Annotated in this window: 13 protein-coding genes and 1 riboswitch; of the genes, 7 read left to right on the plus strand and 6 right to left on the minus strand. The window is 70.5% G+C overall.

Annotated features, from left to right (window positions below):
• Positions 1-89: 89 nt before the first annotated feature.
• A complete protein-coding gene (locus AC4D16_RS08030; protein WP_490954547.1) occupies positions 90-1409 on the minus strand; it encodes a M20 family metallopeptidase in 1320 nt (439 codons plus the stop codon).
• A gap of 127 nt (positions 1410-1536) precedes the next feature.
• Positions 1537-2619 (minus strand): PQQ-dependent sugar dehydrogenase, encoded by a 1083-nt coding sequence (locus AC4D16_RS08035; protein WP_490947909.1) that lies wholly within the window; start codon positions 2617-2619, stop codon positions 1537-1539.
• A gap of 154 nt (positions 2620-2773) precedes the next feature.
• Here AC4D16_RS08035 and AC4D16_RS08040 point away from each other — a divergent pair, with 154 nt between their 5' ends.
• Complete coding sequence (locus AC4D16_RS08040; protein WP_490954548.1) at positions 2774-4414, plus strand: ABC-F family ATP-binding cassette domain-containing protein; 1641 nt, start codon at positions 2774-2776, stop codon at positions 4412-4414.
• A gap of 9 nt (positions 4415-4423) precedes the next feature.
• A riboswitch (guanidine-III (ykkC-III) riboswitch) is annotated at positions 4424-4491 on the plus strand.
• Positions 4492-4501: 10 nt separating this feature from the next.
• The gene (locus AC4D16_RS08045) at positions 4502-4816 is read left to right on the plus strand and encodes a DMT family transporter (RefSeq protein ID WP_490947907.1); all 315 of its coding nucleotides are present in this window, start codon (positions 4502-4504) and stop codon (positions 4814-4816) included.
• 46 nt (positions 4817-4862) lie between these two features.
• On the opposite strand, the gene AC4D16_RS08050 is transcribed toward AC4D16_RS08045, so the two are convergent.
• The gene (locus AC4D16_RS08050; RefSeq protein WP_490954549.1) at positions 4863-5663 is read right to left on the minus strand and encodes a GAF domain-containing protein; all 801 of its coding nucleotides are present in this window, start codon (positions 5661-5663) and stop codon (positions 4863-4865) included.
• Positions 5664-5901: 238 nt separating this feature from the next.
• Between AC4D16_RS08050 and AC4D16_RS08055 the strand changes: the two genes are divergently transcribed.
• Positions 5902-6426: a hypothetical protein gene (locus tag AC4D16_RS08055; protein WP_490954550.1), complete on the plus strand. Its 525-nt coding sequence runs from the start codon at positions 5902-5904 to the stop codon at positions 6424-6426.
• Between the two features lie 15 nt (positions 6427-6441).
• On the opposite strand, the gene AC4D16_RS08060 is transcribed toward AC4D16_RS08055, so the two are convergent.
• Positions 6442-7638 carry a TerC family protein gene (locus AC4D16_RS08060; RefSeq protein ID WP_490954551.1) on the minus strand — a complete coding sequence of 399 codons (1197 nt, stop codon included), beginning with the start codon at positions 7636-7638 and terminating at the stop codon, positions 6442-6444.
• Positions 7639-7768: 130 nt separating this feature from the next.
• On the opposite strand from AC4D16_RS08060, the gene AC4D16_RS08065 reads away from it, so the two are divergent.
• The 3 genes from AC4D16_RS08065 to AC4D16_RS08075 all read left to right on the plus strand — a co-directional run bounded on the left by AC4D16_RS08065 (position 7769) and on the right by AC4D16_RS08075 (position 10800).
• Positions 7769-8887 (plus strand): alcohol dehydrogenase catalytic domain-containing protein, encoded by a 1119-nt coding sequence (locus tag AC4D16_RS08065; protein ID WP_490954689.1) that lies wholly within the window; start codon positions 7769-7771, stop codon positions 8885-8887.
• 85 nt (positions 8888-8972) lie between these two features.
• Positions 8973-9836: an aldo/keto reductase gene (locus AC4D16_RS08070; RefSeq protein WP_490947903.1), complete on the plus strand. Its 864-nt coding sequence runs from the start codon at positions 8973-8975 to the stop codon at positions 9834-9836.
• A gap of 265 nt (positions 9837-10101) precedes the next feature.
• Entirely contained in the window at positions 10102-10800 is a 699-nt protein-coding gene (locus AC4D16_RS08075) for an SDR family oxidoreductase (RefSeq protein ID WP_490947902.1), read from the plus strand.
• A 192-nt stretch (positions 10801-10992) separates the two neighbouring features.
• Here AC4D16_RS08075 and AC4D16_RS08080 read toward each other — a convergent pair whose 3' ends face one another.
• Positions 10993-11676 (minus strand): YqjF family protein, encoded by a 684-nt coding sequence (locus AC4D16_RS08080; RefSeq protein WP_490948753.1) that lies wholly within the window; start codon positions 11674-11676, stop codon positions 10993-10995.
• A gap of 222 nt (positions 11677-11898) precedes the next feature.
• Positions 11899-12966 (minus strand): spore photoproduct lyase family protein, encoded by a 1068-nt coding sequence (locus tag AC4D16_RS08085; RefSeq protein WP_490954552.1) that lies wholly within the window; start codon positions 12964-12966, stop codon positions 11899-11901.
• An 89-nt stretch (positions 12967-13055) separates the two neighbouring features.
• Here AC4D16_RS08085 and AC4D16_RS08090 point away from each other — a divergent pair, with 89 nt between their 5' ends.
• Positions 13056-13769 (plus strand): hypothetical protein, encoded by a 714-nt coding sequence (locus AC4D16_RS08090; RefSeq protein WP_490954553.1) that lies wholly within the window; start codon positions 13056-13058, stop codon positions 13767-13769.
• Positions 13770-13794 lie beyond the last annotated feature (25 nt).

The following is a 13794-nucleotide window of genomic DNA, read 5'->3' on the forward strand; positions in this document are numbered from 1 at the left end:
GCTGCTGGGCGTCGGGCGAAGCGTCGGGAGGTGCGTCGTGGCGGTGCGTCGTGGCGGTGCGTCGTGGCGGTGCGTGGGGAGCGGAACGGTCAGTCGAAGTAGGAGGGCACGTCGATGGCGCCGCCCTGCTCCTCGAACTCGTGCTCGACGGCTGCCCGCAGATCGCCGTCGAACAGGTAGTCGAGGGCGGTGAGCGCGAGGCCGGCGGCGCCGTCGACCGCGCCCTCCAGCGCAGCCGGACCGGCAGCCGCCTCCGCGAACCCGCGCGTGTGCAGCGCGGTGGACGGCTCGGCGATGCGGATGAGCGGGTGGATGCCGGGGATGCGGTAGCTGACGTTCCCGAAGTCGGTGGACGCGGCGAGGGTGTCGGAGACGACGCCGAGCGGCAGCGGCGAGCGCCCGCGCCGCTGTTGCGCCGCGACCCAGCGGCCCGTGAGCGCACCGTTGGTGCGGATGGGGAGCGACGGCGGGTGCTCGTCCCACTGGAGCTCCACACCCGTACCGGTCATGAGCGCCGCCCCGCGGGCGATGTCCTCGAGGCGCGCGCTCAGGTCCTTCAGCGTGGCCGGCTGCTGCGACCGGGCGTAGAGCTTCATGACGGCGCGGCCGGGGATGATGTTGGGGCTGTCCCCGCCGTGCGTGATGGTAGCGTGCACGCGGTCCGACGGCGGGAGCTGCTGGCGCAGCAGGCCGATGCCCTGGTAGGCGAGGCTCGCGGCGTCGAGCGCGTTGCGGCCCATGAAGGGCTGGGCGGAGGCGTGCGCCTCGACGCCCATGAAGGTGAGGGTCAGCAGGCGCCGGCCGAGCCACACCTGGTCGGCGAGGTCGTACCCGTAGGGGTGCACCATGACGGCGGCGTCGACGTCGTCGAACGCCCCGTTGCGCGCCATGACCTCCTTGCCCGTGTGCCCCTCCTCGGCCGGGGTGCCGAGGAGCAGCACGCGTCCCGGAAGGCGGTCGGCCACGGCGGCGAGCCCCAGGAACGCCCCGAGACCGGCGGCGGCTATCACGTTGTGACCGCAGGCGTGGCCGATGACCGGCAGGGCGTCGTACTCCGCGAGGATCGCGATGGTCGGGCCCTTGGCGGCATCACCGATCTCGGCGCGCACCGACGTCTCGACGCCGTGCACCCCCAGCCGGGCGTCGATGCCGTGCCGGGTGATCTCCTGGTGCAGGAGCATGGCGCTGTGGTGTTCCTGGAAGGCGGTCTCCGGGTGCGCGTGCAGGTGGCGGACCACGTGCTCCAGCCTCGGGGCGAGGGCGTCCACGGCCTGCTCGACGACGTCGGACAACTCACCCGGTGCGCCGTCGAAGGTCGACGGCGTGGGTACGGCCTCGGCGGCGAGCCTGCGCGTCCGGTCGTCGATGGACTGCAGGTAGGCCTGGTCGGGGCTGGTGGGCTGACTCATTCGAGTAGCTTAGGCAACAGTCAGGTCACTGGGCAGTCCGGCGTGTTAACACCGGGTAACGCCCGGCGGGTTGCCCGTTCGGTGTCCGGTCAGGTGTCCGGTCAGGTGTTCTCGTCGGGCGGTCCGGTCAGCCGGGCAGGTCGAGGCTGATGATGCGGTCGTCACCCTGCGGCGCCGCAGTGTCGCGGCCGGTGTTGTTCGTGAGGACCAGCAGCCGGCCGTCCGCTGCCTCGAGCACGGCGCGGAGCCGCCCGTACTCGCCGACGAGGTAATCCGTCCGTGTGGACGGGTCCCCCACCGGAACGGCCCGCAATGTGGCGCCGCGGAGATTCGCGATGAAGATCGTGTCATCCACCACGGTGATGCCGCTGGGGCTCGCCTCCGCCGGATCCCACTGCTGCACCGGGTCCACGAAGCCGTCCTCCCCGGCGATGCCCTCGACGACCGGCCAGCCGTAGTTCTTCCCGGGCTCGATGATGTTCAGCTCGTCCCAGGTGTTCTGGCCGAACTCGGTGGCGAACATGGTGCCGTCCGCCGCCCACGCGAGGCCCTGCACGTTCCGGTGTCCGTGGCTGAACACGAGCGAGCCGGGGTAGGGGTTGTCCGCGGGGACGTCGCCGTCGGGGGTCATGCGCAGGATCTTCCCGGCGCGGGAGTCGAGGTCCTGCGCACTGTCCGGATCACCGGCGTCGCCTACGCCCGCGTAGAGCATGCCGTCCGGTCCGAAGGCCAGCCGGCCGCCGTTGTGGGTGGTGTTGCGCGGTAGTCCGTCGACGAGCGTCTCGGCATCACCCAGCGAGAGCGAGCCCGGAGCGCCCTCGACCTCGATGCGCTGGATCCGGTTGCCGTCCGCGCCGGTGGAGTAGGCGTACAGGCGGTCCTGGTCGTCGACGGCGAGGCCGAGCAGTCCGCCCTCACCGCCGGGTTCCACGCCCTGCACCACGCCGACCTCGCGCTGCTCCCCGTCCGCGGCGATCTCGACGATCCGCGCGGAGTCTCGCTCGCTCACGAGCAGCGCGTCGCCGAGGTAGGTCAGCGACCACGGCACGTCGAGATCGCTCGCGAGATCCTCGGCGGCGAGGTCCGCGCCGATCGTGACGTCGGCGGAGGCACCGCGGGGCGCCCCGCCGGACGTCGGCGCGCATCCGGTGATGAGCGCGGTGGCGAGGACCAGAGCCGTGAGGCCCAGGAGCGGAGTGCGGTCGATCATGTACGTATCCCTTCCGAGCGCGGGCGGATCCGAAGCAGGGACCGCCGGTCGGCCTCGAGGGTGAACGGACCGACCCTCCCCGTGAACGTCCCGGACCGACGGCGGGTGCCGCGGCCCGGACGGCAGCACGACCCCGCACTCCTAGACTGGTCGCATGACCGCAACCCTCGTGGCGAAGGACCTGTCCGGGGGCCACGCCCACCGCACCCTCTTCTCGAACCTCGACCTCACGGTCGCCCCGGGCGACGTCGTCGGCGTGGTGGGCGCGAACGGCGCCGGCAAGACGACGCTGCTGCGACTCCTCGCCGGTGCCGACACTCCCCTCGCGGGAACGGTGCGCACCACGCCGCCGGACGCCTTCGTGGGCTGGTTGCCCCAGGAGCACGAGCGCCTCGCGGGCGAGACCGTCGCCGCGTACATCGGTCGCCGCACCGGCACGACGGCGGCGACGCTCGCCATGGAGGAGGCCGCGGCGGCGCTCGGCAGCGGCGCGAAGGGCGCGGACGACGCCTACGCCGTCGCGCTCGACCACTGGATGTCCTCCGGCGCCGTGGACCTCGAGGACCGCATGCCCGCCGTGCTCGCCGACGTCGCGGGAGCCATCGATCCGGCCACACCCACCACTGCCCTCTCCGGCGGGCAGCTGGCCCGCGTGGCCCTCGCCACCCTGCTGCTGAGCCGCTTCGACATCGTGCTCCTCGACGAACCCACCAACGATCTCGACCTCGCCGGCCTCGAGCGCCTCGAGGCGTTCATCCAGAACCTCCGCGGCGGTGCGGTGCTCGTGTCCCACGACCGCGAGTTCCTCGCGCGCTGCGTCACCACCGTCGTCGAGCTCGATCTCGCGCAGAACAAGGTGGCCGTGTACGACGGCGGCTACGACGCCTTCCTCGAGGAGCGCGCCGTGGCGCGCCGGCACGCACGCGAGGCGTACGAGGAGTACGCCGACAAGAAGCAGGACCTCGTCTCGCGCGCACGGGTGCAGCGCGAGTGGAGCTCACAGGGCGTCCGCAACGCGATGAAGAAGAGTCCCGACAACGACAAGATCCGCCGACGGGCGAACATCGACTCCGCCGAGAAGCAGGGCCAGAAGGTGCGCCAGATGGAATCGCGGATCGCCCGCATGGAGGAGGTGGAGGAGCCCCGCAAGGAGTGGCAGCTGCAGTTCACCATCGGTGCCGCGCCGCGCTCCAGCTCGGTGGTCGCCACACTCAACGCCGCCACGGTGACGCAGGGCTCCTTCACGCTCGGCCCGGTCTCGCTGCAGGTCAACGCCGGCGAGCGCATCGGCATCACGGGCCCCAACGGCGCGGGCAAGTCCACTCTGCTGCGCCTGCTGCTCGGGCACCAACGCCCTGACGGCGGCGGCGCGTCCCTCGGCTCCAGCGTGGCGGTCGGGGAGATCGACCAGGCCCGCGGCCAGCTCGCCGAGACCCTGCCGCTGGGGGACGCGTTCGAGGCCCTCGTCCCGGAGATGACGCAGGGTGAGGTGCGCACGCTGCTCGCGAAGTTCGGGCTGAAGGCGGACCAGGCGCGAGCCGTCGTCGGCTCCCTCTCCCCCGGTGAGCGCACGCGCGCAGGCTTGGCCCTGCTGCAGGCGCGCGGCGTCAACCTCCTCGTGCTCGACGAGCCCACCAACCACTTGGACCTTCCCGCGATCGAGCAGCTCGAGGACGCCCTGGAGTCCTACACGGGCGCCCTGCTCCTCGTCACGCACGATCGCCGGCTCCTCGAGAACGTGAGGCTGGACAACCGGTGGAAGGTTTCCGGCGGCCAGGTGACCGCTGACGCGTGACACGATGAAGGGGAAGCGCGACGAGCCGCTTCCCGGACGAGGGGTGCCGTACCCGGAACGCGACAAGACGGCCCGCGGAAGGACGTCATGGCGTGGATCGTACTTGTCATCTCGGGAGTGCTGGAGGCCGTCTGGGCCACTGCGCTAGGAAAGTCGGAGGGCTTCACGAAACTGGGGCCCACGGTGGTGTTCGGGCTGGCGATCGTGGCGAGCATGGCGGGTCTCGCCTACGCGATGCGGAGCCTGCCGGTCGGCACGGCCTACGCCGTGTGGGTGGGGATCGGCGCCTCACTGACCGTCGTCTACGCGATGGTCACCGGCACGGAACCGGCGTCGCTCCTGAAGATCGTGTTCCTGCTCATGATCGTGGGCGGCGTGATCGGCCTGAAGCTGGTCCACTGAGCTCCGGGCACTGATCCCCTGATGCCCTGATGCCATGGACCGCGCGTCATCGGACGCCGATCAGCGCCTGCACGGCGGTCGCCAGCTCCTGCAGCGAGAAGGCATCGGCGGGCGTGAAGCCCCGCGAGGTCTCCGAGATGACGCACAGCGACCCCACGCGCCAGCCGCCCGGTCCGCGGACGGGGTAGCCGGCGTAGAACCGGATGTGCGGGGCGCCGGTCACCAGCGGGTTGGCCATCAGCCGCTCGTCCTTCGTCGCGTCCGTGACCACGAACGCGCCGGAGCCGCCCACCGTGTGGTGGCAGAAGGACGTTGCACGCGGGCCGTCGGTGCCGATGGGGCCGGCGACGGACTTGATGATCTGGTGTTCGGCCGTGATGAGCGCCAGGGACGCCGAGCACCCCGGGAAGCGGCGCACCGCCTCCCGGGTCACGGCGTCGAACTCCTCCTCTCCGCCGGGGCGGAGCAATCCGGTGCGTTCCAGGGACGCCAGCCGCAGGGCCTCGGCGCGGACGGGACCGACGAGCGGCGCGATCAGGTCGGCGGGAGTCACGTCCCAGCCGGGGTAGGAGCGGAACATCTCGTCGCCGTCGAGCCACGCCGGTTCGCTGTGCATCGGAGCGCGGAGGCCCCTGTCCGCGCTCTCGTCGAGCAGCACGTTGACCGCGCGTGCAATGAGGTTCCTGTCCTTCCGAGCCGCGGTCAGCAGACCGTTGAGGTACGCATCCACCTGGATGCCGTCCTCCGAGCCGCCGAGCCCGGCGTAGACCACCCAGACGTCGAAGGCGCTCAATCCGCCCTCCACCAGCGCCTGCTGGGCCAGCCACTGCTGTGGATCGCGCCTCATCCGTCCCCCATTGTCATCCCGGCATTCTCGGTCCGTATCCCACGACTGTGACGTACGGCACTACCGCTGAACCTTGTTCGTCACCGGTCGCCCCACGGATGAGTCCGCCTCTCCGTACCCAACCGTGGGAACCGACGGGTCGCTTGCGCCAAAACAGAGGCTGAGGCCCCGGTTCAGTTGAGGCGCGCTCGTCAGAGTGGAGGCAGGCCCGCTGGAGGACCACGACGAGGAGATGGACATGCAGCACGAGGAGACGCGGACGGCGATGAGCTTCGCAGGGCTCACGGCCTACGAGACGTGGATGCACTACTGCAACATGGGCGGCTCCACCGACTACTTCGAGTTCGATGCGTACCTCCACGGCGTCCTCGCGCTCGAGACCGACGACGCCGACCTCGTGGCCCAGGCGGTCAACGAACTGATCGACGACACCTGCCCCGACGTGGCGCCCCACTGCCGCGCACCCTACTCCTGGCGCCCCGCACCCCGCGCCGCCTGCCTCGACATCGACGAGGACGGCGAGGACATCGTGGGCCTGTCCTCGGTGCTCCCCCTCGGCGCCCTCGCCCAGCCCCCCGCTCGGCAGACCTTCGCGTCCCGCCTGCTCACGGGCCTGGACGTGCGCTCACTCGGCCGTCCGGGCATCCCGCTTCCCCCGGGATCGCACGCCGAACTCCTCGGCGACATCCTGGGCAGCGGCGTCGACGGCGTGAACGGCGGCCAGGGCGTCCTCGGCCGGATCGTCCCGAGCGACACCCCGTAGCTCCCGGCGGCGCATCTAGCGGCCTGGCTCCCGCTCGAGCGCATGGTCGTGCTCGGCGTGCGCCTTCCGGATGAGGTCCATGAACTCGGTCTCGTTCCGGATGAGCCGCTTGTACTTCTCCGGCAGCTTCTTGAGGTCCGCCTCCTCGGCGCACAGCTTCGCGTAGATCTTCTCGCGCTCCACGATGTCCGTCTCGTAGGTCAGATCCACGTACTCGGTGGCGTGCCGCTTCGCGCCCGAGATCGCGTTCTTCGCCCGGCCCTTGGGGCTGAGGACGGACGCCAGGACCGTGACCACCAGCACCCCGAGGATCACGCTCAGCGAGAGCCCCGTGCTGATCTCCACCACGTCCACATGCTCACCGTTGTTGATGAACGGCAGGTTGTTCTCGTGCAGTGCGTGGAGGATCAGCTTCACACCGATGAACCCGAGGATCACGGCGAGCCCGTAGGAGAGGTAGATGAGGCGGTCCAGCAGGCCGTCGATGAGGAAGAACAGCTGGCGCAGGCCCATGAGCGAGAACGCCGTGGCCGTGAACACGATGAACGTGTTCTGCGTCAGGCCGAAGATCGCGGGAATCGAGTCCAGGGCGAAGAGGATGTCCGTGGCGCCGATGGCCACCATGACGAGCAGCATCGGCGTGAGCACCCGCTTGCCGTTCTCCACGGTGAACAGCTTGTCGCCGTCGTAGTGCTCCGACGCCGGGAGGAAGCGCTTGGCGAGGCGGATGATCGTGCTGTCCCCGCCGTCGTCGTGCCCGCCGGGCTTCAGCAGGTTGCCCGCCGTGATCAGCAGGATCAGGCCGAAGATGTAGAACACCCAGGCGAAGCTGTTGATCAGCGCGGCGCCGAGGAAGATGAAGCCCGTGCGCGCGATCAGCGAGAACACGATGCCGAAGAGCAGCACCTTCTGCTGATCCGCACGGGGCACCTTGAAACTCGCCATGATGATGAGGAACACGAACAGGTTGTCCACCGAGAGAGCCTTCTCGGTGACGTAGCCCGCGAAGTACTCGGTGCCCATGGTGGAGCCGCCGAACACCAGGACACCCACGCCGAAGACGAGCGCGATCCCCACGTAGATCGAGGACCACACCGCCGACTCCTTGAGGCTCGGCGTGTGTGCCTTCCTAACGTGGAAGAAGAAGTCGAACACCAGCAGGCCCACGATGAAGACCACCGTTGCCGTCCAGACGTACAGGGGTACTTCCATGCGGCGGCTCTCCTCGAAGGTGATGCGCGTGTCGGGGTGACCCTCGTAACGCTACTGGCCCCCCTCTAGACTGACGCAGTCCGCACCTATATGACGAGGGAACCCGACGATGAGCCCCACGAGCCCGATGATGCGCGCCGCGGTGCTCCGAATCGCCGATCTCGCCCGCCCCTACAAGGGGAGCACCCCGCTGACGCTCGAGTCGGTGCCCGTGCCCGAACCCCGTGCCGGTGAGGTACGGGTGCGGATCACCCGGGCGAGCCTCTGCCACTCCGACCTCTCGGTGATCGACGGATCACGGGTGCGCCCGCTGCCCATGGCGCTGGGCCACGAGGCCACGGGCGTCGTCGACCGCGTCGGTGCCGGCGTGGACGACGTCCGCGAGGGTGATCACGTGGTGCTCGTGTTCGTCCCGGCGTGCGGCTCCTGCCGCGCCTGCTCCGCCGGGCGCCCGGCCCTCTGCTACCGCGGCGCCGAGGCCAACGGCAGCGGTGACCTCCTCCACGGGCCCGCCCTGCTCACGGGGCAGGACGGCGGGCGCATCAACCACCACCTCGGCGTCTCCGCCTTCGCCGAGTACGCGGTGGTGGCCCGCGAATCGGTCGTGGTGATCGACGACGACGTCCCCTTCGACGTCGCCGCCATGTTCGGCTGCGCGGCGCTCACCGGGATCGGAGCCGTCCTCAACACCGCGGCGGTCCGGCCGGGGCAGTCCGTCGTCGTGTTCGGACTCGGCGCCGTGGGGCTCATGGCCGTCATGGCCGCCGCGAAGGTGGCCCGGGCGCAGGTCATCGCCATCGACCCGCTGCCCGCCAAGCAGGAGCTCGGCCTGCGCTGCGGTGCGGAGCTTGCGGGAGCGCCCGACGACGCCGCCGAGCTCGTGGGACGCCTCACCGACGGCGGTGCGGACGTGGTCATCGAGGCCGTGGGCAGTGCGCGCGTCATCGAGTCCGGCCTCGAGCTGCTCGCCCGCGGAGGCGCGGTGGTGTCCGTGGGCCTCCCCCGCCCCGACCAGCGCATGGACCTCCAGGCCCTGCAGTTCGCCGGAGCGGGCCGGCGCCTGCTCGGCTCCTACATGGGCGACGCCGTGCCCGAGCGTGACCTCCCCGCGTACCTCGACCTGTGGCGCCGGGGCATCCTGCCGGTGGAACTCCTCCACACGGACACACGCCCGCTCGAGGACCTCAACGAGAGCCTCGACGCCCTGGCCGAGGGCCGTGTGGTGCGCCGCATCTTCACCCTCGACTGACGTCCCCGGGTGACCGGCGCGGGTCGCGGGCTGGTCCGAAGCGTGCTTACCATGAGGAAGCACGCCTACCCGAAGGAGAACGACCATGCAGCAACGCACACTCGGATCTGTCCAGGTCAGCTCGATCGGCCTCGGGGGAATGCCCATGTCCATCGAGGGTCGCCCCGACGAGGACCGCTCCATCCGCACCATCCACGCCGCGCTCGACGCCGGCGTCACCCTGATCGACACCGCCGACGCCTACCACCGCGACGCCAACGAGGTGGGCCACAACGAGACGCTCATCGGCCGCGCGGTCAGCAGCTACGGCTCCGACACCTCGCACGTCGTCATCGCCACGAAGGGCGGCCACCTCCGCCCCGGTGACGGCTCCTGGACCCAGAACGGGCACCCGGACTACCTCAAGGAAGCCGCGAAGGCCTCGCTCCAGCGCCTCGGCGGCGACGCGATCGACCTGTACCAGTTCCACCGCCCGGACACCGAGGTGCCCTACGAGGACTCCATCGGTGCCCTCAAGGACCTGCTGGACGACGGCGTGATCCGCATGGCGGGGATCTCGAACGCCACGGTGGACCAGATCCGGAAGGCGAACCAGATCCTCGACGGCAGGCTCGTCTCCGTACAGAACCAGTTCTCCCCCGCCTTCCGTTCCAGCGAGGACGAGCTGCGCTACTGCGGCGAGAACGGCATCGCCTTCCTCCCGTGGAGCCCGCTCGGAGGCATCCAGAAGGCCAGCGGACTCGGTGAGAGCTTCGCGCCCTTCCAGGAGGCCGCGGACAAGCATGGTGTGAGCCCCCAGCAGGTCTGCCTCGCCTGGGAGCTGGCCCTCGCGCCGACCGTCATCCCCATTCCGGGCGCCTCGCGGCCCGAGAGCATCACGGACTCCGCGAAGGCCGCCGAGCTGCAGCTCTCCGACGAGGAGATCGCCGCACTCTCGCAGACCGCCTGAGCCTCGGCCTTCTCAGGCCGGACCCGCCTCGACGCCCGCACGTCCTCCGGGAGGTGCGGGCGTCGTCGTGCCCGCACCTCCGTCGGGGTTCGCCGCGGCGGGTGCTCACACCCGGGGGTACTGCACCCCTGCAAGGAAGCAGATGCCCCGGGTTTGGAGCGAGGCGGTCATCGCATCCTCCGGAGCGGATTTTGAACGGCCGGTTGATGCGACTCCGGAGCGGCCGGCCGAACGCCGTAACGGTCCCCGTTGCTAGGCTGAGGAGATGTCCTCGAACCCCGTAGCCCTCATCACCGGCGCCTCCCGGGGCATCGGCCGCGCCATCGCCGAGGAGCTCGGCTCCACCCACCACCTGCTGCTCGGCGGGCGTGACCTCGGCGCGCTGGCCGACCTGTCGTCGTCGTTCCCGTCGGCGGAGCCGTTCGCCGCTGAACTGCGCGACGCCGGCCAGGTGGCCGCCGCCGTCGCCGGTATCCCCCGGCTCGACGTGCTCGTGCACTCCGCGGGCGTGCTGCGGATGGGCGCGGTGGCGGACGTCGCGGACGACGCCTGGCGGGAGAGCTTCGAGGTCAACGTGTTCGCGGTCGCTTCGCTCACCCGGGCACTGCTGCCCGCACTGCGCTCCGCCGGGGGGCAGATCATCGCGATCAACAGCGGCTCGGGGTACGCCTCCGGTGCGGGCTCGGCCGTCTACAGCGGCACCAAGTTCGCCCTGCGCGCGCTCACCGACGCCCTTCGCGAGGAGGAGCGTCCGCACGGCGTGCGCGTCAGCTCCATCCACCCCGGCCGCGTCGCCACCGACATGCAGGAACAGCTCCAGGCATGGGAGGGCAAGGAATACACCCCCGAGGCGTGGATCCAGCCGGACCAGGTGGCGAAGGCCGTGCGCCTCGCCGTCGATGCCACCCGGGAGTCGACCATCGAGTCACTGAGCATCCGGCCGTCGGGCATCAGCCTGGGCTGACGGCTGACGGCTGACGGCTGACGGCTGACGGCTGACGGACCTGCCGTGCGTGCATCCACCCGTGGTGCGCATTCCCGGGGTATCTGCTCCCCTGCGGGGGTGAAGTACCCCCGGGTCTGGACACCCGCCGCGGCGGACCGCCCTGAGGCATGACCAGTTGCGAGACGGTTGCGGGTGGAAGGGGGCCTTTCGTCAGGCCGGGTGGACCACGCGGGGCTTGCCGAACTGGGTCTGCACGCCCGGCGAGAACAGCACCGATTCCGGCGGGCCCTCGACGCGCAGGCCAGCCGAACCGAGGAGGGCGTCGTCGAACTCGGTCAGCACCGCAGGGTGCAGCGGCCACGGCGTATGGGTGTTCGGGATGTACAGGGTCCGCCCCGCGAGGGTGCTGTGCAGCCCGAAGCGCGCCGTCAGCTCGAGCGAGAGGTGATCGTCGGCGATGGTGTCGACGTCGGGCCGGACCGCGAAGCGCGTGCCACCCTGCCTCCGGAAGCGGTCGACGTCGTACCCGTACTCCTGGTCCGGACCGGATCCCCGGACGATGGGCGCGCACCGCGACCACACGTACGGGATACCGCCGGCCCGCGCGGCGAGCACAACGGCGAGGCGTGAGGCGTCGAGGGTCACGAACACGACTCCGCGCGTCCCGTCCGGCCCCCGCGAGTAGAGGCGCACGTTGATCTCGGTGAAGCTGCCGAAGAACGGCACGGGCAGCCCTTCGCCGATCCCCGCTCCGACCATCCGGAACCCGATGAGGCCCACCCAGGAGGAGCCGTCCACGACGTCGGGCACGACGCCGGCCGGCATGTAGCGCGCCACGGCCTCCGGCGCGATCCGCCAGTGCAGGAACACGGCGTCCGCCCAGAACTGGTCCATGATGACCGGGCGCGGCAGCTCCGGCGCGAGATGCCAGCCATCGGGCCGCGTGTCACGGGGCGGTACGGCGTGCGCCTCATGGCGCGTCTCAGGCTTCGGCACGGTCATATCAGCGGCTCCCCGCGGTCGTCGGGATGGTGGGTGATTAAGTCCAGTCCACCATGCGCGCAGGTCGGACCGCGCACTCGTCGGGGCCGGGCCACACGCGCGCGGGGCCCGACCTCAGAAGGCGTAACGGATCCGGCAGTAGGGCAGGTGCGTGGCGGCGAGGCGCAGGAACTCGTCGAGGTAGCCGCGCTTGTCGTAGGCCATGTAGCGCACGTTGGCGAAGCCGTTCTCCGAGCGCTTCGTCTCCTGGAGCTCGGGCCGCCAGAGGATCTCCTCCGCCTGCGGATGCCACCCGAGGTTCACCTCGTGCAGCTGCTGGTTGTGCGTGAGGAAGATGACCTCCGCGGCGAGCTGCTGCTTCGCTGCGGGCGGGAGGGCGGCGTCGAGCTGCTGGAAGAGCTCCCGCCAGTCCTGTTGCCACCCGGGCGTGACGATGACCGGGGAGAAGTTCACGTGCACCTCGTAGCCCGCCTCCACGAAGTCGTTGATGGCGGCGATCCGCTCGGCCACCGGTGTGGTCCGCACGTCGACCATACGGGCGAGCTTCTCCGGCATGAGCGAGAAGCGGATGCGGGTACGGCCCTGCGGATCCCACCCGAGCAGCTCGCGGTTCACGTACTTCGTGGCGAAGGAGAGCTTCGCAGTGGGCAGATCGCGGTACAGGTTCACGAGGTCCTGCACGTTGTCGCTGACGAGGGCGTCCACCGAGCAGTCGCTGTTCTCCCCGATGTCGTACACCCAGGCGGTGTCGTCGCATTGGTTCGGTTCCAGCTTCATGCCCTGACGGCGAACGTGCCGCTCGAGATAACCGCTGATCTGGTCGATGTTGGCGAACACCGTGATGGGGTTGCTGTACCCCTTGTGCCGCGGGACGTAGCAGTAGGCGCACGCCATGGCGCACCCGTTGGCCGTGGACGGCGCGATGAAGTCCGCCGACCTGCCGTTGGGTTTGGCCGTGAGCGACTTCTTGACGCCGATGATCAGCGCCTCCGTCTTGATCCGCACCCAGCGCTTGACGTTCGCCTCGTCACCGCTGAGCTCGGGGATGCGCCAGTGGCTCGCGACCTCGACGACGTCCGCCTCCGGCCAGCGCGCCAGGATCTCCTGGCCCCGCGGGAGCGCGGCAGCCGCCGGCTCGACATAGATCCGACTGATCTGGAGCAGCTTGGTGGCCTGCAGCATGGAACCCTTCTCGTGGCGGCGAATGCATCAAGACTACGAACCGCCACCGACACTTCCGGGGCCCGGCGATCCGCACCTACGCTGGTCGCATGGCGCTCCCGGGAGAGGACGACGACGGCGCGAGGCACGGCGTCGTCGACCTCGGCCTGCGCGACTCCGGAGGGCGATCGGGCGCATCCTACGCGTCCGGCCGAGCGGGAGGCACAGGCCCGGCACCGGTGGCAGGACCAGCCACGTCGGTGGGCACGGTGGGGACGACGGGCGTATCCGGCCCGCGACAGGAATCGGGAATCGACGACGACGCAGGTGCGATCGACGCCCCATCGGCAGGACCCCCCTATAGGCCGAGGAGCCGACGTCGGGCTGCCGCAGTCGCCATCGCGGTGCTCGCCGTGCTCGTCGTCGCCGCGAATCTCGCGCCGCGCGACCCCGGAGCAGCGCCCGAGCGGGGCGTCCGCGCGCAGGATCGACCGCTCGCGGTCTGCGAGGCCGTCGCCTTCGCGAACCAGACGGGCGGACTGCCGTCGAAACCGGCCGTGCTCCCGCAGCGCGCCACCGGATACTTTTCCTTCATGGACGCCGGGAGCGCATCCGCTGTTGCGAGCGGGCTCTTCTACCGGGACGGCTCCGTGTCCCTGTGCCGGCCCGTTGCCGACCCTGGGAAGGGCGAGCCGCGTCCCGAACAACCCGAGCTGCCGGCCCTGAGCGACAACCGCACCTACGCCTACGAGATGCGCGGCGGCGAACTGACCCTGGTGGGGGAACGGGCGGCGGACGGCACCATCACGCGTCGGGAGGAGTGAGGTGAGCCCGCTCGTGCCACGCCGC

It is taken from the genome of Arthrobacter sp. TJ-236 (assembly GCF_058269235.1).